This is a genomic window from Paenibacillus sp. FSL K6-1558 (genome assembly GCF_038002565.1).
GTDB classification, from domain to species: domain Bacteria; phylum Bacillota; class Bacilli; order Paenibacillales; family Paenibacillaceae; genus Paenibacillus; species Paenibacillus polysaccharolyticus.
In genome coordinates this window covers 38,367-59,968 of record NZ_JBBOCV010000002.1, presented here as the reverse complement: position 1 = coordinate 59,968, position 21,602 = coordinate 38,367, and the positions used below count along the sequence as shown (strand labels likewise).

19 protein-coding genes are annotated in these 21,602 nt (G+C 47.4%); 17 read left to right on the top strand and 2 right to left on the bottom strand.

Going from position 1 to position 21,602, the window contains the following annotated elements:
* Positions 1–7: 7 nt before the first annotated feature.
* Entirely contained in the window at positions 8–529 is a 522-nt protein-coding gene (locus tag MHI38_RS27920) for a hypothetical protein (RefSeq protein ID WP_154958836.1), read from the bottom strand.
* Positions 530–756: 227 nt separating this feature from the next.
* Between MHI38_RS27920 and MHI38_RS27915 the strand changes: the two genes are divergently transcribed.
* The 5 genes from MHI38_RS27915 to MHI38_RS27895 all read left to right on the top strand — a co-directional run bounded on the left by MHI38_RS27915 (position 757) and on the right by MHI38_RS27895 (position 5,156).
* Positions 757–1,434 (top strand): SOS response-associated peptidase, encoded by a 678-nt coding sequence (locus tag MHI38_RS27915; RefSeq protein WP_339838324.1) that lies wholly within the window; start codon positions 757–759, stop codon positions 1,432–1,434.
* A 295-nt stretch (positions 1,435–1,729) separates the two neighbouring features.
* A complete protein-coding gene (locus tag MHI38_RS27910) occupies positions 1,730–2,863 on the top strand; it encodes an NADH-dependent flavin oxidoreductase (protein WP_154985831.1) in 1,134 nt (377 codons plus the stop codon).
* A gap of 168 nt (positions 2,864–3,031) precedes the next feature.
* On the top strand, positions 3,032–3,799 hold the full coding sequence (locus MHI38_RS27905; RefSeq protein ID WP_339839391.1) for a DeoR/GlpR family DNA-binding transcription regulator: 768 nt from the start codon (positions 3,032–3,034) through the stop codon (positions 3,797–3,799).
* Positions 3,800–4,042: 243 nt separating this feature from the next.
* Positions 4,043–4,501 (top strand): OsmC family protein, encoded by a 459-nt coding sequence (locus MHI38_RS27900; protein ID WP_154886231.1) that lies wholly within the window; start codon positions 4,043–4,045, stop codon positions 4,499–4,501.
* A 58-nt stretch (positions 4,502–4,559) separates the two neighbouring features.
* On the top strand, positions 4,560–5,156 hold the full coding sequence (locus MHI38_RS27895; RefSeq protein WP_090920818.1) for a DUF2062 domain-containing protein: 597 nt from the start codon (positions 4,560–4,562) through the stop codon (positions 5,154–5,156).
* Here the strand turns inward: MHI38_RS27895 and MHI38_RS27890 are convergent.
* Positions 5,134–6,063 carry an AEC family transporter gene (locus MHI38_RS27890; protein WP_154886230.1) on the bottom strand — a complete coding sequence of 310 codons (930 nt, stop codon included), beginning with the start codon at positions 6,061–6,063 and terminating at the stop codon, positions 5,134–5,136. The genes MHI38_RS27895 and MHI38_RS27890 overlap by 23 nt on opposite strands.
* Before the next feature lie 222 nt (positions 6,064–6,285).
* Between MHI38_RS27890 and MHI38_RS27885 the strand changes: the two genes are divergently transcribed.
* The 12 genes from MHI38_RS27885 to MHI38_RS27830 all read left to right on the top strand — a co-directional run bounded on the left by MHI38_RS27885 (position 6,286) and on the right by MHI38_RS27830 (position 21,475).
* A complete protein-coding gene (locus MHI38_RS27885) occupies positions 6,286–7,368 on the top strand; it encodes a lactonase family protein (RefSeq protein ID WP_339838334.1) in 1,083 nt (360 codons plus the stop codon).
* Between the two features lie 633 nt (positions 7,369–8,001).
* Positions 8,002–8,634, top strand: coding sequence for a 3-hexulose-6-phosphate synthase (gene hxlA / locus MHI38_RS27880; RefSeq protein WP_090920812.1), 633 nt, complete (start codon positions 8,002–8,004; stop codon positions 8,632–8,634).
* 4 nt (positions 8,635–8,638) lie between these two features.
* Positions 8,639–9,202 (top strand): 6-phospho-3-hexuloisomerase, encoded by a 564-nt coding sequence (hxlB, locus tag MHI38_RS27875; RefSeq protein WP_154886228.1) that lies wholly within the window; start codon positions 8,639–8,641, stop codon positions 9,200–9,202.
* Between the two features lie 182 nt (positions 9,203–9,384).
* On the top strand, positions 9,385–9,759 hold the full coding sequence (locus MHI38_RS27870) for a winged helix-turn-helix transcriptional regulator (RefSeq protein WP_145330144.1): 375 nt from the start codon (positions 9,385–9,387) through the stop codon (positions 9,757–9,759).
* Between the two features lie 219 nt (positions 9,760–9,978).
* Positions 9,979–11,781, top strand: a complete 1,803-nt coding sequence (pepF, locus tag MHI38_RS27865) for an oligoendopeptidase F (protein ID WP_154886227.1) — start codon at positions 9,979–9,981, stop codon at positions 11,779–11,781.
* 143 nt (positions 11,782–11,924) lie between these two features.
* On the top strand, positions 11,925–12,449 hold the full coding sequence (locus tag MHI38_RS27860; protein ID WP_253495034.1) for a DUF2500 domain-containing protein: 525 nt from the start codon (positions 11,925–11,927) through the stop codon (positions 12,447–12,449).
* Between the two features lie 216 nt (positions 12,450–12,665).
* Positions 12,666–14,162 carry a rhamnulokinase gene (locus tag MHI38_RS27855; RefSeq protein WP_308721929.1) on the top strand — a complete coding sequence of 499 codons (1,497 nt, stop codon included), beginning with the start codon at positions 12,666–12,668 and terminating at the stop codon, positions 14,160–14,162.
* A gap of 1 nt (position 14,163) precedes the next feature.
* Entirely contained in the window at positions 14,164–14,925 is a 762-nt protein-coding gene (locus MHI38_RS27850) for a DeoR/GlpR family DNA-binding transcription regulator (protein ID WP_154886225.1), read from the top strand.
* A gap of 50 nt (positions 14,926–14,975) precedes the next feature.
* On the top strand, positions 14,976–15,704 hold the full coding sequence (locus MHI38_RS27845) for a (Fe-S)-binding protein (protein WP_308722024.1): 729 nt from the start codon (positions 14,976–14,978) through the stop codon (positions 15,702–15,704).
* A complete protein-coding gene (locus MHI38_RS27840) occupies positions 15,701–17,221 on the top strand; it encodes a LutB/LldF family L-lactate oxidation iron-sulfur protein (RefSeq protein ID WP_154958825.1) in 1,521 nt (506 codons plus the stop codon). Before MHI38_RS27845 ends, MHI38_RS27840 begins: the two co-directional genes overlap by 4 nt.
* Positions 17,211–17,936 (top strand): LutC/YkgG family protein, encoded by a 726-nt coding sequence (locus tag MHI38_RS27835; protein ID WP_154886223.1) that lies wholly within the window; start codon positions 17,211–17,213, stop codon positions 17,934–17,936. Before MHI38_RS27840 ends, MHI38_RS27835 begins: the two co-directional genes overlap by 11 nt.
* 365 nt (positions 17,937–18,301) lie before the next feature.
* Complete coding sequence (locus MHI38_RS27830) at positions 18,302–21,475, top strand: bifunctional cytochrome P450/NADPH--P450 reductase (RefSeq protein WP_341181964.1); 3,174 nt, start codon at positions 18,302–18,304, stop codon at positions 21,473–21,475.
* The last annotated feature ends 127 nt before the right edge of the window (positions 21,476–21,602 follow it).

Sequence of the window (21,602 nt, the reverse complement as noted above, 5' to 3'; positions counted from 1 at the left end):
CGAACGATTAGTATCTGGATCTGACATTATTGATATCGAAGGTCTGTGGTTTGGTCATGGAATTCCGGTTGCGCGTGTAAGACATAATGGAAGGACTGTTCGTTGTCGGGTTGTCACCAAGCCAGACGGAGTGACCCAGTTCATGGACGAACACGCTTTGAATAAAGTTGGACAAGTTGGATGCATCAGCGGTAATCGTGGAGGCGTTGAGTTCGATGCGGAAGTTGACAACCTGATTGCCGGAGACAGAAGCGTAGTTGACACCATAAGCGGTATTGTTGAAGTTGCCAGCGGTGATCGTGTTCGGAGAGTTATTCGTTTTGACGAATTGCACTTTGGCTCCCGCATTGTTCCAGTTGGCAAGAGAAGCATCCATTGGACCCTGCCATGCAGAAGCGTAGTTGTAGGTCCGGATTGGAATGGTGGAACTAGGGTAGCCGTAATTCAAAAAGGTTGCTGCGTAGATCGTGCTGCCAAACATCGCGAGCGCAGAGAACAACATCAGGCTCATCAACAACTTCCTTTTCATACTTAAAACCTCCAATAAATGTATATTTTCTCTATTATAGTAACAAGGAAATGTGTACCTGAAATGAGTCTCAAGTCGTTGTTTTTGTTATGGAAAAAAGGAAAAAACCTGTGCAATAAAGGAATGTTGTCACAACAAGTCGCTTTCTGTCTGGGGAAGGTATGCATAAATTCCCTTAACTCACAAATAATACACTCAACCTTACTAGGAAAAAGGAGTGTATAGGGATGTGCGAACGTTTTTCACTCGCGGCTGATCTAGATGAAGTTCGGGATCATTTCAAGGTACAACGAGTCATGTATTACTATAAAAATCGCTATAATATCAGTCCAACGCAACATACGCCGATCATTCTGCATCAGGATGGAGAACGTGTGCTGGATGAATTTCGTTGGGGATTCATTCCGTTCTGGGGGAGGGATGCGGTGAATGCTAATTTAATGACTGTGCATGAAAACCCCGCGTATTATAAGTTAGTGGAGACCAAACGCTGTGTTATTCCATGCAATGGGCTGTATTACTGGCGACAAGAAGGTAAGAAGCGTTATGCCGTGCGTGTTGTCATGCCGGATCGCGGGCTTTTTGGCATTGCGGGATTGTATGAGATCTGGAAAGATACCCGCAAGCAACCGCTTCGCACCTGTACAATGCTCATGGCTGGCGCGAATCTGGCGACTCGTGAGTTTGGAAACAAGATGCCGGCTATTCTCATGGATGATGAGATCAACACCTGGCTTGATCCGGCCAATACCAGAGTTACACAGTTGTTGCCACTGCTTAAAACATACAATCGCACAGAGATGAATCTATACCCGGTCACGCCGATGGTGGCGAACAACGAACATGATTGTTATGAATGTGTGGAAGAGATGGAGCAGAAGCTGGCTTACGTGCGGAGTTACTGAGGAATGACTTAACTGAGGGATGCCTAAGGTATTACCGAGGTTTTCTGAAGATGTAGCTACGTTCATGTTTATGGTTTCTAAGTTTCTGAACTCTGGAAATGGTTAAAAACAGGATGGGGCGTCTGAGGACACTCTGTCCTTTTTTAGTTGTGTCATCGTTTCCGTTGTAGGCTGACAAGGAATGGAAAAAGAAAAGTTGCAATTGAATTGAAACGTAACTATAATAATTACAGTAGTTGAATGTATATATCCATATATCTATTTAAAGAGATATAATATCAGGAGGGAACCACGAATGAATCCAAAGTATTCGAAAATGTTTGAACAAGTTTCACTGCCAAGCAGCGGCATTACACTGAAAAACCGGATCGTGCTTGCTCCTATGACTCATATGTCCTCTAATTCAGATGGTACGGTATCTGATGCTGAGCTTGCATATTATGCACGTCGCACAGGTGGGGCTGGCATGTCGGTTACAGCGGTAACACATGTTACGCCTAACGGTATCGGCTTCCCTGCACAATTTGGTTCTTATGATGACAGCTTTGTGCCTGGACTGAAACGTCTGGCTGAAACGATTAAACAACAAGGTTCTGTTGCTGTACTGCAAATGTTCCATGCAGGTCGTCTGACTCCGGAACAAGCCGTTCCTGCGGGCCAAGTGGTTGCACCTAGTGCAGTCGCAAGTGAACGCCCAGGTTCACCGGAACCAAGAGAAATGACGGATGAAGAGATTACTTCTGTCATTCGTGATTTCGGTGAAGCGACTCGCCGTGCTATTGAAGCTGGTTTTGACGGTATTGAGATTCATGGTGCGAATGGTTATCTGATTCAGCAGTTTTTCTCTCCACATTCCAACCGGCGCGAAGATCGCTGGGGCGGCAGTGTAGAGAAACGTTTGGCGTTCCCATTAGCCGTTGTAGATGAGGTACAGCGTGTCGTTGCTGAGCATACTAAACTTCCGTTTATTGTGGGTTACCGTTTCTCGCCGGAAGAGCCAGAAACGCCAGGACTAACAATGGAGGATACGTATGCACTGGTTGATGCTTTGAAAGATAAAAATCTCGACTATTTGCATGTTTCCTTGAATGAGTTCTGGTCGAAGCCAAGACGTGGTGAAGAGGATACACGTGCCAGAATTGAATTTATCCTGGATCGTGTTGGCGGTAAAGTACCTGTAATTGGTGTTGGATCGATTCATACCGCCGATGAAGCAGCAGAAGCGCTGGAAACCGGCGTACCGTTGCTTGCGATTGGACGTGAGCTGATCATCGAGCCAGACTGGGTCGAGAAGATTGAAAGCGGACGTGAAGAGGATATTGAGACCATTCTGACGAAATCCGATCAAGAGCGTTTGGTGATTCCTGATGGATTGTGGAATGCAATTATCCACACACCGGGTTGGTTCCCTATGGCAGAGGATAAATAATTATCGGAATGACTGGATGGAGGAGGCGAAAGCCTCCTCTTTTTACATATGCATGAATGTTTATGGACGTCAATTCTTGTAGATGTGTGAAATTCTCCTTCCAACCGCTCTATGGTATGATGGGGTAACAGGATTAACTGGTATATTAACGGTTTGGAGTGAATGAAGATGCTCGTTGCGGAACGTTATGAAAAAATTGTGGAATGGGTGGATGCGCATGGAAGCATGCGTGTCACTGAGCTTAGTGAGCGCTGTGGAGTGACCGAAGAAACGATTCGCCGTGATCTGGACAAGCTGGAACAGGCGGGCAGGCTCAGACGCTCGCATGGTGGAGCGGTGAGTGTGAAATACAAGGATGAATCGCAAACCGAGATTCCGTATCCCGAGCGTGCTGTTGCATATGCCGATGAGAAGCGACGCATTGCAAGTGAAGCAGTGAAACTGGTGGAACCCGGTGATCGGATTGCTTTGGATGCAAGTACTACCGCGTGGTATATGGCAGCTGGACTGCCCAATATTCCGCTGACGGTATTAACCAATTCAATTAAAGTTGCCGCGGAGCTAAGCGCGAAAGAACAGATTCGTGTCATTGCTACAGGCGGACAGCTTGCTTCCAAATCTTTGTCCTTTGTCGGGCCGCTCGCAGAGCGCTCGCTGGATGCGTATCATGTGGATAAAGTGTTTTTGTCTTGCAAAGGCGTACATCTGACCAAGGGCATCAGCGAGTCGAATGAACTACAGGCTTTGGTGAAGCAGAAAATGATTCATATTGCTGACGAGGTTATTTTGCTAGCCGATTCGAGCAAATTTAACATTCAAGCTTTTACAAGGGTAGCTGGCATGGAGAGTGTTGGGAAGGTCATCACCGACCAGGGTGTGCAGGAGGAGCATGTGAACGCGTTAAATGAACTTGAAATTACGTGTATACGTGTGTGAGCGTAACGGACGTCAGAATATTACAAATGAATATTTATAAGTTAAACTCTTTATTTACACTTTAACGGAGAGGACAGAAAAAAACTGAAAAAGCGTAGCGGTCGCCTTTATCGCCGGATTTTTCCCTTTGGAAAAGGGAATCCAAAAAAATCTGGGGATAACAGCGATTGGAGGTTTATTCTGTCATTGGAGTGTCGGCGTAAAAGTATTTAGTTCGACTTATCATAGAAAGGATCGATGACAATGAAACATCCGTTTCACTTAAAGGCGGTATGGAATGGCGGACGTAACAGTGAGGGCACGATTGATGCAGGAGGTTTGAAAACCGTCATTTCGATTCCGCAGGAAATGGGCGGCCCTGGTACAGGAACGAACCCGGACGAGATGCTACTGGGGGCAGCGGCAACCTGTTACCTGATTACCCTTGCGGCGATGCTGGAGCGTTCAGACATTACTCCTGATGAGCTGACGCTGGAATCGGAGGCAACGGTGGATGTGACCAATAACATCTTTACGTATGAACGTATCGTACATCGACCGCGAATCGTGCTTCCACAAGATACATCCGAATCGGTTCTGAGTAATGCCGAGAAGCTGGCGCATAAGGCAGAAGCATCCTGTATGATCTCCCGGGCAGTATCTGGCAATGTGAGGATGGAAACCTGTCCGGTGATTGTAACCACTGGAGCTGACGCAGTGTGATATAATTGGTGGGTAGACGACATGATTCGTCATTTGTGCAAATAAGGAGAAATTCAGGATGAAAAACCAGAAGCGCAAACCCAATCGAATGGCACGTTTGACTCGTGCAATGAAACTGAATTTTCTCAAACTTTTACGTGCTCCGGGTGGTGCTCATAAGGTATCTACCGGATTTGCTATAGGGTTCGGTCTCGAACTGATCGTAATCTCGACTGCATCCCTGATTTATCTTGTGTTTTATCCGATCGTTCGTTTGTCTGGTGGCTCCATGCCAGCGGCCATTGTAGGCAACGTTGTGGGCAAGCTGACATTTCTGCCGATTATTCTTATGCCACTTGCGAAACAGATAGGTTCATGGATTTTGCCAGCGCACAGTATGGGACAGGGTCCTATGCATGAGAGCGCATGGAGGGAACTGTTTCATGGAAACTGGTCAGCGGTAAGTGAACTGCTGCTCGGTGGACTTGATATCCTGGCAGGTATGAGTGTGCTCGGGTTAATTTTGGGATTCATTTCGTACTTTGTCGTCAAATACTTCTATGTCAGAGCTCTTCATCGGCGGCATGAACGCCGGCTGGAGAAGCGCCGCCAAGCGGCAAACGCTTCAGGTCTTAGCACAGCGTCTGTACTGATCAGGAAGACATCACAATCATAATTGGCAGGAAGACCATGGAAACAGCGGTAGTCCACAGAATGCAACGGGATACAAATTGCGGAGATGCACCGAACTGTTCAGCCAAAATAACAGCGTTCACTGCGGTTGGCATCGAGGCGAGGATAAGCAACACAGGGAATAATGTTCCTTCGACTTGCAGTGCTTTCAGTATAAGCCAGGCTAAAATCGGTGCTGCAACCAGCCTGACAACAAGTCCGGCCCAAAACGCCTTACGAACATTCGATTGCCAAGGTGCTGTATCTCCTTTGGGTCGTAACATCTGAGCGCCCAGAATCGCCAAGACAATAGGAGAATAACCGGTAGCCATCATCGAAACGCCCCCATCCAGAGCATCAGGAAGGGAAATGCCCGAGCTCCGCATGATGACTGCGATCACAGCTGCGTAGATGGTAGGCATGCGGAATACGGACAGCATCGCGTTTTTTACCGTGAATTCGGATCTTGCGGCAAAGAAAATACCTACCGTATTGACGATGATCATCTGTCCAATGACGTAGACCGAAGCCTTGTCCAGTCCAAGTTGTCCAAAGGCAAGCAACACAAGCGGGAGCCCGTAGTTCACACAGTTGGTAAATGTGGAGACGAGGGTCAGTCCTGCTTTTTCAGGTGCACCCAGACCAAAGATTCTGCTTATGATCTCAGCCAGAGCCCAGAGGGCGATCAAGTTGAGGATAGAGAACCAGAAAGTGCTTGTAACATCCGTCCAGGTAATCTCTGCGTGTAGCAGGGTATGGAAGATAAGCGCAGGACTTAAAATATAGAGTGAAAATGCCGAAAGCGGCCGTGTATCCCAGTCCTTGAAATGTTTTAACAATATTCCGCCAATGACGGGCAAGGAAATGGGCAGAAACACATGATAAAGCGTAATGAAAAACGAGGTAAACAATCTGTTCAGTCCTTTCTAGATGAAAAACCTATCTTATCATAGCAGGAAATGCTCGACAGTTGAATGTATAAGGACATAATCCTTGTACAGATACGCATTTCATTGCGTTAAACATGGCAGGCTCCGGTAGAGTGAGCAGGGGTCCGATTGCTATTTTGATATGGCAGATTTATTATAGAAGAGGTGCAACAAGATTACATACACATAGAGGAGGAAACTGTAATGAGTGAATCAAAACGCTTGCTCGTACTAGTCGGCTCTTATGCCGAAGCGGAAAATGAGGGCATTTACGCATATGAATTAAATGAGGATACAGGCAGTCTGGCGAAGCTGGACAGCATTGCGGGCGTGAAAAACCCGACGTTTGTTAACGTGGATGCGCAAGCAAACAAGCTATATGCGATTGGTGAAACGGCGTCTGCCGAGGGCAATAAAATGTCTGAAGCGGTAGCACTGAGCGTAGATCCTGCGACGGGTAAATTGACTTTGCTCAATCGCAAAGACTCCATCTCTGCTCCGCCATGCCACATTCAGCGTGACCCTTCCGGTAAATATTTGATCCTGTCCAGCTATCACGGTGGATTGGTAGGACTTCAAGCCCTTACAGACAATGGTGAAGTTGGAGCACTTCTGGACGAGAAGAAACATGAAGGACACGGGGCACATCCTGAGCGTCAGGACAAGCCACATGTGCACTCGGCATTCTTCAGCCCGGATGGTAAATATATGATGGTACAGGATTTGGGCGCAGATAAAATTGCGATCTACTCCATTAACGCAGACACCAATGAACTGGTGCTTCACAGTGAAACGAAAACTCATCCGGGCGCAGGACCACGCCACTTGGCTTTCCATCCGAATGGTCAGTTTGCATATGTGATCAACGAAGTGGATTCGTCTGTCACATCTTACAAGTATGATGCAGCTGCGGGTACGCTCACTGAAATCTCCAATATTTCAACGCTTCCTGACGGCTATGACGGCACTGAGAATACTACTGCTGAGATTACGGTTTCGAACGATGGCCGTTTTGTATATGGTTCCAACCGTGGACATGACAGCATCGTCGTATTTGCAGTAGATGCAGACAAAGGTCATCTGACCCTGGTAGAGCATGTCTCCGCAGAAGGACAGCACCCGCGTCATTTCGCATTGACACCGAATGGTAAACTGTTGATTGCGGCTAACCGTGATACAAACAACATGGTTACCTTTACAGTAGATCAGGAGAGCGGTCGCCTGAAATACACAGGTCACAGCACAGGCGTATCCAAGCCGGTATGTGTGAAACCTGTATATCTGTAATAGGCCGATGGATAAATAGATAGGAACATACAGCGCGTACTCTGCTATGAAAAATCAAGAAGAACCTTGCCTGAAAAGACAGGGTTCTTCTTTTTCTTTTTGATAAAAGACTTTATGAAAAGTGAATAACATCCATTGTAAGAAACCTACATCATTGATGTCGTACAAACAATACGCTGTTCGTAAATAGCACTGACTGTAGAATAGATGAAGATAGATGTATCTCAAGATAGGATTCGTATAACAACGTCAAATATCCATTAGTTTCGTCCAAGTAACTACCTCACTTGAAAGTGCGTACTTCCTGAATGGATAGTCAGGCTCTACAATGAACTAGCAACCACCATTACGAGATGCTGGCCTCAGCAACGGATCATTGGCGGTAAAAATAAACATTTGGATCTATATAAGTTGAACTATTTTTTACACGTTAACGGAGAGGACAAAAAAAACCTGGTAAAGCGAAGCGTTCGCCTTTATCACCGGATTTTTCCCTTTGGAAAAGGGAATCAAAAAAATCTGGGGATAACAGCGATTGGAAGGTTCTTCTGTCATCGGAGTGGACTGTGTAAATCTTTATTTCAACTTATACAGCATCATTAATCAACCTCAAATACAAAGGAGATATAAAACATGAAATTACAACTCGCACTTGATTTGGTTAACATCCCGGAAGGTATCGCACTGGTTAAAGAAGTTGAACAATATATTGATATCGTTGAGATCGGCACACCGATTATTATCAATGAAGGATTGCATGCTGTAAAAGCAATGAAGGAAGCTTATCCTAATCTGCAAGTTCTTGCGGACCTGAAAATTATGGACGCTGGCGGATATGAAATCATGAAAGCAGCTGAAGCGGGTGCAGACTTGATCACCGTTCTGGGTGCAAGTAACGATATGACGATCAAAGGCGCTGTTGAAGAAGCGAAAAAACAAAACAAAGAAGTTCTCGTGGACATGATCAACGTGCCTAATCTGGAACAACGTGCGCGTGAAGTTGACGCTCTGGGCGTAGACTACATCTGTGTTCATACCGGGTATGACCTGCAAGCAGTTGGACAAAGTCCTTTCGAAGACCTGCAAACGATCAAAGGTGCAGTGAAAAATGCAAAAACTGCGGTTGCTGGTGGTATCAAATTGGACACATTGCCAGAAGTTGTGAAAGCACAACCTGACTTGGTCATCGTTGGTGGCGGTATTACAGGGCAAGCAGATAAAGCAGCTGTAGCATCCGAAATGCAGCGCCTTGTTCAGCAAGGGTAAGCTGATGAGCAGCAAACAATACGCCGCAGATATCCTGAAGGAACTGGAACGCACGTTAAGCCAGCTTGATGATACCGAGATGCAGGCAATGGCCGAGCAGGTGCTAGCAGCGGAACGCATTTTTGTAGCTGGCGCGGGTCGTTCAGGTCTCATGGGAAAAGCATTCGCGATGCGATTGATGCAGATGGGACTTACCGTTTATGTCGTAGGCGAGACGGTGACGCCAGGGATCAGCTCAGCAGATTTCCTGCTGTTATGCTCTGGTTCTGGAGAGACAGGCGGGCTGGTTGCCATGGCAAGAAAGGCGAATCAAGCGGGTGCACCTGTAGGCTTAATCACAATTAAGCTGGATTCCACAATTGCACAGCTGGCACAAGTGGTCGTTCGGCTACCTGCCTCTGCAAAAGAGGATGCGGCGGGAGCCGGAGCGGATGTTACCATTCAGCCTATGGGTTCCTTGTTTGAACAATCCTTGTTGCTCAGCATGGATGCATTGATCCTCACCATGATGGAGATCAAGGGCATGACCGGTGCAGATATGTTCAGCCGGCACGCGAATCTGGAGTAGTTCGATTGAAGTGCTCACGCGTTTAATATAGCTAAAAATGAAGTAGACCGGAATCCTGTGCTATTGCAAGGATTGCGGTCTTTTCTGTGAAAAAGATGAGCGAACTTTGCATTCGGTCCGTGCTATAGTAAAATGAAGTATTAGAGTTTGATATCGTACGAGATAAAGGGGGGCTTGGAGCCATGGCGTCCGAAGTCAAAGAACGCATTAATTTAAAAGAAATCAACTGTGAAAAGGAATTAACGCTGGCGGTGATTGGCGGCAAGTGGAAGCTGATTATATTGTGGCATTTGGGTCTGGAGGGCACCAAACGTTTCAGTGAGTTAAAACGCCTGATTCCCCACATTACGCAAAAGATGCTGACGAACCAGCTGCGGGAGCTGGAGGAGGACAAACTGGTGGAACGCAAAGTGTACGCCGAAGTTCCGCCCCGAGTTGAATATTCACTGACGGATCATGGGCAGAGTCTAATGCCGGTGTTGCATGCGATGTATAACTGGGGTAAAAACTACGGTGAGAATGTCATCTGGAAAGCGGATGAAATGAATATCTTATAGTACACCATTGAATATCTATAAGAATCAGAAATGAATGATCGATTAACGAAACGTTGAGTAAACTGGACACGTCCGGTGCTTGACGTTTTTTACTTTTCCAGCCGGATTGATTTCTGCAGATTTAAACCAAAAGTCTCATAATCAGGAGATGTCATGTATCGATTGGCAGAGTATGATACGATGAGAGATATTGGAAATGCAAGGAGGAGGACAATCAAAATGGATAAGATACATATACGTTCCGAGGTTTTGGAAGAAACAACCTGGGATTTGCGTGATTTATTTGCAACCGATGCGCAGTGGGAACAGGAACTTCTATCTCTACCGGATGCTGCTTCTAATATTGAAACATTCAAAGGTACACTGGGGCAAAGTGCGGGGCAATTGCTCGCTTGTCTTGATGCTCGTGAAGCTTTGCAGGAACGAATCGGTAAAACGGCAGCATATGCGCGCTTAAAACAATCCGAGGACAGCACGAATCCGGTGAATATCGAGAACGCGGCTAAAGCTGGTGATATTCTGTCTAACTTGTCGTCCAATCTGTCATTTGTCAACTCCGAGATTGTTTCGCTGCCAGAAGGCACGATAGAGAAGTATTTGAGTGAACTACCGGGTCTCGAACCGTACAAGCGTAGCCTGGAGAGACTTATTGAAGAAAAAGCTCATCGACTCTCGCCTGAAACCGAGAAAGTGCTTGCTTCACTTGGTGAAGTGCTGGATTCCCCCTATCGAATCTATCAACGCGGTAAGTTGGCGGATATGACCTTTGATGAGGTGTGTGATGGTGAGGATCAAGCACGTCCATTATCGTGGTCTTTTTACGAAAATAATTACGAGATGTCACCGGATACCAAGTTGCGTCGTTCCGCTTATGCCTCTTTTAGTGAAACGTTGAATCAATACAAAAATACCTTTGCTGAAGGATATGCTGCTGAGGTCAAAAAACAAGTGGTGTTATCCCGTCTACGTGGATATGAAGACGTGACGGACATGTTATTAGCTCCACAGCAAGTGAGCAAGGAAATGTACAATAATGTTCTTGATATTATTCAAAAAGAGCTAGCGCCGCATATGCGCAGATTGGCTGCGCTAAAAAAACGTGAGCTCGGACTCGACAAGCTGATGTTCTGTGATCTCAAGGCTCCGCTGGATGCCGAATTCAGTCCGGCGATTACCTATGATGAAGCGTGCACGTTGATCCGTGAGGCGCTCGATGTACTGGGGCCGGAATATGGGGAGATTGTTGAACGAGCCTTTAATGATCGCTGGGTAGATTACGCGGACAATGCAGGTAAATCGACTGGAGCGTTCTGTTCCTCCATCTATGGCGCGCACTCCTACATCTTAATCTCTTGGGCGAATAACATGCGCGGAGCGTTTACACTGGCGCATGAAGTGGGGCATGCGGGTCATTTTATGCTAGCTGGCAAATATCAGAGGCTTACGAATACGCGGCCGTCTCTTTATTTTATAGAAGCACCTTCGACAATGAACGAAATGTTGCTGGCGGATCATCTGTTGAATCGTTCTGAAAATCCGAGAATGCGACGTTGGGTGATTTTGCAATTGCTGAATACGTACTATCATAACTTTGTTACACATCTGCTGGAAGGCGAACTACAGCGTAGGGTATATGCACTCGCGTCGAACGATAAGCCAATTACTGCTAAGACGTTAAGTGAGCTGAAAGGTGCGATCCTTTCCGAATTCTGGGGGCCAGAGCTGGTAGTGGACGAAGGTGCCAAGCTGACGTGGATGAGACAGCCGCATTATTATATGGGCTTGTATCCGTACACGTATGCAGCAGGTTTAACGGCGTCAACAGCAGCTGCACAGAAGATTAGAGAGGAAGGGCAACCCGCCGTGGACCGCTGGCTTGAAGCGCTCAAATCCGGGGGCAGTCTCGCACCGCAGGAATTGATGAAGCTTGCAGGTGTTGATATGTCCGGTCCTGAACCAATCCGCACTGCAGTGGCTTATGTCGGCAGTCTTGTGGACGAACTTGAACGTCTGTATTCCTGATTCGGCTCATATAGTATAGGGACAAGGCAGAGCGGGTTGTCTGCCAATGTATCACGATGTGAACGGGAGAAAGAAGGAAAAAAGAAAAGAAAAGAAAAGAAAAGAAAAGGTGTTATTTTGCGTGGGGAAAGGATCGATGCGTTATGGCGGTTACGGGCATATTTTCGTCAGTAGGCCATTTAAGTGTAGACGGCTTTGGTGGATTCGATGATATGAGTGGCGTGCCGGGTTTTGAAGGCAATCAGAGTGGTTTTTTTTCTGGGTTCAGCGAGCTTGGAGCAATGGGCACGATCGTGCCTATTTTGATCGGCATCGTGTTTCTGGTTGTGGCATGCGGCATCGTATATGCCATCTTCTCAGGTGTGCGAACCTGGTCTTCCAACAATGCTGCAGCTGTCCTTACCTTACATTCCAGAGTCGTTACAAAACGAACGGAGGTCAGTGGTGGAAGTGGGGACAGCAGTGCAACAACGAGTTATTATGCAACCTTTGAGTTCGACAATGGGGAACGACTTGAGTTAAATGTAGGTGGTCAAAATTACGGTATGCTGGTGGAGCAGGATCGAGGCATGTTAACCTATCAGGGTACACGTTTTAAACATTTTGAGCGAGATATTCAGCCTCAGTCCGGGCAAGCCGGAGCGGAGAGTGGACAGTTTTATATGTAAAAAAATAAAGCTACGGCTCCTCCCTAAAGGGAGTGAGTCGTTTTTTGTTTTGTAATGAGGAAAGCGAATTCATGGGTATTCAAACGTTTACAATGATGGTATACTCTTAAAATAAAGCAAAACAGTATTAAACAAAGAAAAACAAACAGTCATTTAGTTGTAAAATAAAGATAATAGCGAATATGAAGACAATAATAACTGGAAGGTGGAAGAGCAGTGAGTGTGCTGGCTTATGATTTGGGTGCAGGAAGCGGCAGAGCGATACTCGGTCATCTGAATGATCGAGGGATCGAAACCCGTGAAATTCACCGGTTCAAAAACGAGCCCGTGAAGATTGGTGACCGGATGCACTGGGATATTTTGCGGCTACATCATGAAGTACTGCAGGGCTTGACGCTTATAAAACAGCAAGGTGAAGTGCCAGAGAGTTTGGGAATTGATTCTTGGGGTGTAGATTTTGGTTTGCTTGGTAGCAACGGTGAACTACTTGGTAATCCCTATCATTATCGTGACACACAGTTTAACGGTGTGATGGATACGGTTTGTCAGGAGTTAACAGCTAAGCGAGTTTTCGAGCGCACGGGGATACAGTTTCTACCATTTAATACATTGTATCAACTCGCGGCACTTAAGCGGAGTGCTTCTCCATTGCTGCGCGAAGCGGAGCGTTTTCTAATGATCCCTGATTTATTAAGGTATTTTCTTACTGGAGAAGCGGTAAATGAGTTCACCAATGCTACAACAACACAGTTATACAATCCTGTACTTGGACAATGGGATCGTGAACTTCTCGCTCATATTGGTGTTTCTGACCAATGGTTCGGGGATGTAGTCCTACCGGGGAGAACTGTTGGACAATTACGCAGCAGTATATGTAATGATATCGGACTTGCGTCGATTCCCATCCTGGCTGTAGCAGAGCATGATACCGGTTCGGCTGTGGTAGCGGTTCCAGCCACGGAAACAAGCTTTGCTTATCTAAGCTGTGGAACGTGGTCCCTGATGGGTACTGAGCTGGATCAGCCCGTCATCAGTGCGGAGAGCATGGAACTGAATTTTACGAATGAAGGTGGTGCAGGTGGCACATATCGTTTACTCAAAAACATTATGGGCCTCTGGATTTTGCAGGAATGTATGCGGCAATGGGAACGTGAAGGGCAAGGGATCAGCTATGGCTCACTCCTTGCGAAGGCTGAGATAGCTCCGGCGTTTGCAAGCCTTTTCGACCCGGATGATGCGTTGTTTCTGCCTGCTGGCAATATGACAGAGCGCATTCGGCAGTATTGCCAGAAAACAGGACAGCGTGTGCCAGAGGATCAGGGCAGTATAGCCAGGGCCATTCTGGAGAGTCTTGCTTTGAAGTATAGAAGGGTTCTGGAATGGACAGAGCAGCTGTCAGAGAAAACATTCGGCGGACTGCATATGGTGGGCGGCGGCATTCAGAATGAGTTATTATGCCAGTGGACAGCGAACTCTATCGGCAAGCCTGTATGGGCAGGGCCAGCGGAGGGAAGTGCAATCGGCAATATGGCTGTGCAATGGATCGCGAGGGGAACGTTTAAGGATATTTGGGAAGCGCGCCGGGCTATTCGCGATTCATTCCCGGTAAAGGAATATGAACCGCAAGACAGGTCGGCTTGGGCAGAAGCCTATGAACGATTTTTGCGAATAACGGCCTTATCGCCGGGTACAGAAACCGGGAGTGAGGTGTAGCATGCTCGCGGCAGAACGATATGACCGGATTGTAGAACTAGTCAATATTAAGGGCAGCATGCGAGTATCTGAGCTTAGTGAACGTTGCCGGGTAACCGAGGAGACGATTCGCCGTGATCTAGATCGGTTAGAAGAGGCTGGTCGGCTGCGCCGATCACACGGCGGAGCGGTGAGTGTCAAGGAGGATCAGCCAGAGATTCCTTACCGAATACGGGAAACGACACATGCAATGGAGAAGAAACGGATTGCTGATGCGGCATTGGCGCTAATCGTGGCGGGAGATCGCATTTTGCTGGATGCCAGTACAACAGCAGGTTATATGGCGGCGAACATGCCGGATATGCCATTAACGGTGCTGACCAACTCGATTCAAGTTGCCACCGAACTCAGCAGTCGGGACAACATCGAGGTGATTTCTACTGGAGGGCAGCTGGCTGCTCGCTCATTATCCTTTGTTGGACCACTCGCAGAGCGTTCTCTCGAAACGTATCATGTGGACAAACTTTTTTTATCCTGCAAGGGCGTGTATCTTGAAAGCGGTAGCATCAGCGAATCCAATGAGCTTCAAGCCAGATTAAAACAGAAGATGGTAGGCATTGCAGATCAGGTGATCCTGCTGGCTGATGCGAGCAAGTTTGGCCTGAGGGCTTTCGCTCGTGTGACCGGACTGGATGAGGTGCACACGATTATTACGGATCAATCTTTGACCGAAGAGCAGATTTCCTTGTGCAGTAACTACCAATTGCTGATTCGCACAGTGTAACGATAACCAGGCGTTGACATGAAATAATTTGTTTATTGGAGTGTGTAATGATGAAAGTCTCCTTGTTTATAACCTGTCTCAGTGATGCCATATACCCCCGAGTGGGAGAGGCAATGGTTCGATTGCTGGCCGCACATGGCATTCGGCTGGAATTTCCGCAGGTGCAGACCTGTTGTGGTCAGCCCTCGTATAACAGTGGATATTGGGATGAGACCCGGGTAGCTGCCAAGACGATATTAGAAGCGTTTGATGACAGTGATTTTGTGGTCTGTCCGTCAGGTTCATGCACATATATGATTCATCATTATCCGGAGCTGTTTGTAGATAAGCCGGAATGGCTGGATAAAGCGAAGCGCCTTGAGGCCAAGGCTTACGAGTTCACACAATTTCTAGTACAGGTGTTAGGTATAACAGATCTGGGCGCGCATTTTCCGCATAAAGTTACCTACCATCCGTCCTGCCATGGCAGTCGTCTGCTTGGGGTGAAGGACGAACCGCTAGCCTTGCTGTCCAACGTGAAAGGGCTTGAACTGGTTCCATTACCTCATGCAGAGGATTGCTGCGGATTCGGAGGTACGTTTGCGATTAAAATGTCGGATATTTCAGGGGCGATGGTGACCGAGAAGGTGGATCATGTGAAAGAAACACAAGCCGAAGTTCTCGTTGGGCTAGACATGGCTTGTCTGATGAATATTGCGGGCAATCTGCGGCACCGAAATGAACCTGTGCGAGTGATGCATCTGGCTGAACTTTTATATGAGGGGGTGCAGACACGATGAGCCAACCTGGTGTTATGGATGAAACGGTCAAATCCCGTGCGGGTCTGGCACTGAATGATGATTTTCTCCGTAAAGCGGTCAAGTTCACAACAGAACGTTTGCGTAATGGCAAGAAAGCTGCGTCGGAAGAGCACGGCAACTGGGAAGAATGGCGGGAGCGTGGACGCCAGATTCGGTTGCATACAATCGCACATCTCGATTATTACTTGAATGAGTTCGTGAACAACGCCCGTGCGAACGGAGTGCATATTCATTTTGCAGATACTTCAGCGGAAGCGGCTTCCATTGCCCTTGATATTGCCGCCCACAAGCAAGCTACAAGTGTGGTGAAATCCAAATCCATGGTGTCCGAGGAAGTACATCTGAACCATGTGCTAGAATCTGCAGGCATAGAAGCCATTGAAACCGATCTTGGCGAATACATTATACAGCTGGCGGGTGAAGCGCCGTCCCACATCGTTATACCGGCCATTCACAAAAACAGATATCAAATTGCGGAGTTATTATCCAAGGAAGCCGGAGAGGTACTGGAACCAGATACGACGGTCCTTGCCGGATTCGTCCGCAAAAAGCTGCGCGAGAAATTTTTGGAGGCTGATATTGGTCTGACAGGTTGCAATTTTGCGATTGCGGAGACCGGTTCGATGGTTTTATTTGAAAATGAAGGCAATGCCCGTATGGTATCTACCGTGCCAAAAACACAGATTACACTTATGGGCATGGAGCGCATTATTCCGTCATGGGCAGATCTTGAAGTCATGGCAACCTTGCTGCCACGCTCTGCCACTGGACAAAAGCTCACGATGTACATGTCAGGCATTACAGGTCCTCGTCGCTCGGCAGATGCAGATGGTCCGGATGAGATGCATATCATTATCGTAGATAATGGACGATCTTTACAACTCGGAGATCCCGAGTTCCAGGAACTACTTAACTGTATTCGCTGCGGGGCATGCCTTAACGCTTGTCCGGTATATCGGCACATTGGCGGTCATGCTTACGGTGGAACCTACAGTGGACCGATTGGGGCGGTGCTGACTCCTGCATTAAACGGTAACATTGAGGAGTGGAACGATATTGCGAGCGCCTCAAGTCTGTGCGGTGCTTGTTATGAAGCTTGTCCCGTTAAGATTCCACTGCATGACATGCTTGTATATTTACGGAGACGTAAGGTGGAAGACGGACATGGAAATAAGCTGGAAACGATGGGCATGAAGGGCTTTGCGGCGGTTGCGGCAAACTCCAAACGTTTCGCTCTTGCTATTCGGCTCGGACAGATCGGACAAAAAGCAGTTGTGCGCAATAATGGTATTTCACTGAAGCTTGGCCCGCTTAAAGGCTGGAATACGTATAGAGTAGCCCCCAGTCTCGCGAAAAAGTCCTTCCGACAACAGTGGAACAGTCTGGATCAAGAGTTGAATCAGCAGCAACATACTGCTATGGATACATCTGTACGAGAGCGTATGCAACAGATTGTGCGTGATCGCGGGGAGGGAGGTTCGAAGCATGGGAAGTGAACATCAGCAATGGCTTGCATCCATGGAGGAAAAGTCAAGGCGTAGACAGGAGAAGTTCATGGACGATATCGCCACCAAGTTGAAAAGACCTAGACAGCTTCATGCACCGATCCATGCTTTTCGAGGTTCCCCGGACTTCTGGAATGAACTGGAATGGGATGAGGAACAGCGAATACAGGCGTTTACGGATAACTTTGTTAGCGTCGGTGCTCATATTGCCCGAATGTCAAATATGGAAGAAGTAGCAGGGTTTATAGGCAATAAAGCACATGAATTAAGCGCTAAATATCTAATTCGCCAGAATGAGCAAGCTCTTACGGATCTGGGACTGGAGGAACAGCTTCCCAATGTACAAGTATCCGTTTGGAACAGTGCTCCGGACGTAGACTGGCGAGCCCGAGCAGCCGAAGCGGATATCGGTGTAGTCATGGCGGATTACGCCACAGCGTACACTGGCTCAGTCACTGTCCTCTCTTCCCCGGAGAAAGGACGTTCAGTCAGCCTACTGCCGACCGTGCTGATTCTGATTATTCCGCTTGAACGGCTGCATACAAGGCTTGGAGAGACACTGAACCGTTTTGACGAAGCAGGAAGAGCGCAGCTACCAGCAGGCATTCATTTTATTTCGGGTCCCAGCCGATCATCCGATATCGAAAATGATTTAACCATCGGAGTTCATGGCCCAGGGATTGTGTATGGTTTAATTGTCGGTTAGCCAGCTGATCTCTAGCCCGCCTGAAACGTAGAGCAATTGTAAACATAGAACTGTCCTTAAGGTAGATTTTCTGCTGAGGACAGTTTTTGTTTTTTTTGGAAGTGAGGATGCCGAAAGAGAAACTGAGACTTTAGGGCAGTTGAAGATTGTAACTGGAAATGATATGGTAAAGATAGACATAGAGAAATGCCCATTTTTTTTACTCGAAATTGACCGAATTACGATTCTGGTCAGTTGGTTTTGGGTATGACATATTACACACTACACACACGTGAATAAAAGATGGATTCAACTGAAATCTGATTCAACGCACTATGCTTCAGGACTCATTATTTACATTTGGAGAGAAAGAAGGAGTGAGAGCTATGTCATCTATTTCAGTGCCTCAGCCCAAAACGTACGGTCCACTGGGCAATCTGCCGCAGTTGAATTTTGATGAGCCGACCCAGTCCTTGGTTAAGCTGGCAGGCGAGTATGGGCCTATTTTTCGCATGGATTACCCTGGACGAAGTGAGCTTTATATTTCAAGTGAGAAATATGTAGCCGAAGTGACGGATGAGTCCAAATTTGATAAAAGAGTATGGGCCCCGCTTGCGAAGGTACGTGCTTTTGCCGGGGATGGACTCTTTACCAGCTGGACGGACGAGCCGAACTGGAAAAAGGCACATAATGTGTTGCTTCCAAGTTTTAGTCAACGTGCGATGCAGGGCTATCATAACAAAATGGTGGATCTTGCCGTGCAACTTGTGCAGAAGTGGTCCAGACTTAATCCCGATGAAACGGTGAATGTGCCGGATGATATGACTCGTTTGACGTTAGACACCATTGGTTTATGTGGGTTTAACTATCGCTTTAACAGCTTCTACCGCGAAGAGCCACATCCATTCATTACAAGCATGGTACGTGCATTGGACGAATCCATGAGTTCGTTGCAACGTCTGCGTTTGCAGGACAAATTGATGATCAGTAAAAAGAAACAATTCGAACAGGATATCCGTTCCATGTTCTCGCTAGTGGATCACATCATTGCAGAGCGTAAAGCGCAGCCTCAGGAAGGGGCAGATGATCTGCTCTCTCACATGCTTAGCGGCAAGGACCCGGAGACAGGCGAAACGCTGGATGATGAAAATATCCGGTATCAGATTATTACATTTCTAATTGCAGGGCATGAAACGACGAGTGGTTTGTTATCGTTTGCCGTGTACTACCTGATGAAAAACCCGGATAAGCTCGCGAAAGCCCAGGCGGAAGCAGATGCGATTCTGAAAGACCCGGTGCCAACGTACAATCAAGTTCGTCAATTGAAATATATACGTATGGTACTGAGTGAAGCACTTCGATTGTGGCCAACCGCGCCAGCATTTTCGTTATATGCAAAAGAAGATACAATGCTCGGCGGACAATACCCGCTTCAAAAAGGGGACAGTGTCAGTGTGCTCATTCCCAAGTTGCACCGTGACCGTGAGGCATGGGGGGATGATGTAGAGGAGTTTCGCCCTGAACGTTTCGAAGACCCAAGCAAAGTACCGCATAACGCGTATAAGCCGTTTGGCAACGGTCAACGCGCATGTATTGGTCAGCAGTTTGCGCTTCAGGAAGCGACGCTTGTGCTGGGCATGGTCCTGAAACATTTTGACTTCATCGATCATATGAATTATCAGTTAAAAGTCAAAGAGACATTGACACTTAAACCCGATCAATTCATCATTCGTGTACGTTCGCGTGGAGGTCAGCCTGTGATGGCTGTACCTGGTGTGGCTATACAAGAGCCTGCTAACACAGTGAAAAAGGATGAACAAGGTGCTGTAGAAGCACACGATACTCCCTTGCTTGTACTCTACGGTTCGAATCTCGGGACGGCTGAAGGGATCGCTCGCGAAATAGCGGATACCGCGATACACCAAGGTTTCCGCAGTGAAGTGGCTGCGCTGGATGATCGCGTCGGTAGGCTGCCTAAAGAAGGAGCTGTCATCATTGTCAGCGCATCGTATAATGGTCAGCCGCCAAGCAATGCCAGAACGTTTGTAGAGTGGATTCAGCATGCAGATCAGAAGGAATTCGAGGGCGTAAAATATACGGTTCTTGGATGCGGTGATCACAACTGGGCTAGCACGTATCAGCGAATTCCACGTTTGATTGATGAACAGCTGGCCTTACGGGGAGCCAAGCGTTTATCCTCTCTGGGAGAGTCAGATGCCAGCGGGGATTTCGAGAAGCAGGTCGAGGATTGGACGGAACAGTTATGGCCTGATCTTGCACGAACGCTGGAACTGAATCTGAATACGGGATCAAAAAGTGAACACAGCTCCCTGTCGGTACAATTTGTTAGTGGCAGAGCGGTTACTCCGCTGGTTGAAACCTATGAAGCTCATGTTGCAACCGTGCTGGAGAATCGGGAGCTTCATGATGAAGGGAGCGAGCGAAGCACAAGACATCTGGAGATTAAGCTGCCGGAGGGCATCACTTATAAGGAAGGTGACCATCTTGGCGTTCTGCCGCAAAATCCACCAGAGCTTGTGGAGCGTGTGCTGCGTCGTTACGGTTTCACCGGAACAGAGCATCTGGTACTGGATGCATCGGGGAGAAGCGCGGCGCATCTGCCATTGCAACGGCCAGTGAACTTGTACGATCTGCTCAGCCACAGTGTGGAATTGCAAGAGGCCGCAACACGTGCGCAATTAAGGGAACTTGCTGCATATACGGTCTGCCCTCCACACAAGAAGGAACTTGAAGCGCTCTTGGATGAGACATCATATATGAAGGAAGTTCGTGGCAAACGGATAACCATGCTGGACTATCTGGAGAAATATGAAGCATGTGAATTGCCATTTGAACGTTTTCTTGCATTATTGCCTTCGTTGAAGGCCAGATACTATTCCATATCCAGCTCACCACGGGTACAAGCAGCGCAAGCGAGCATAACGGTAAGTGTCGTAAAGGCATCTGCCTGGAGTGGAAAAGGGATATATAAAGGCATTGCTTCCAATTATCTGGCTGATCTGAAGACTGGTGACGAGGTTGTGATGTTTGTCCGTACACCGGAATCCGGCTTCCAATTGCCTGAAAGATCAGACGTGCCGATCGTTATGGTGGGTCCGGGAACAGGGGTAGCTCCATTCCGTGGTTTCTTGCAAGCGAGACATGTGATGAAGGAACGAGGCGAGCCAGTTGGTGAAGCGCATCTGTATTTTGGCTGCCGCAATCCGGAGCATGATTATTTGTACAAAAACGAGCTGGAAATGGCAGAGCAGGAGGGGCTTGTACAGCTTCATACAGCTTTCTCCAGGATTCAAGGGGAAGACAAATGTTATGTGCAACATCGGATGAAAGAGGATGCACATCTGTTAATTCCTTTGCTGGTAAACGGGGCGCATCTATACATCTGCGGAGATGGCAGTAAAATGGCTCCTGATGTGGAAACAACGCTAAAACATGCTTATGCAGACACTCAAGGTAAGACTGTAGAAGAGGCAGAAGCCTGGCTTAATCAGCTTCAAGAACAAGGTCGTTATGCCAAGGATGTCTGGACAGGTATTTGATTCGATGGAGCGAACGTGTTCTAAGATATGAATAAATACAGCAAGCATGCGTAGCAATGTACGCATCTAGCCTCGCGGTGAGAAGCGGAGACAACCGATTCTCACCGTTTTTTTCTCATGGGCTTGT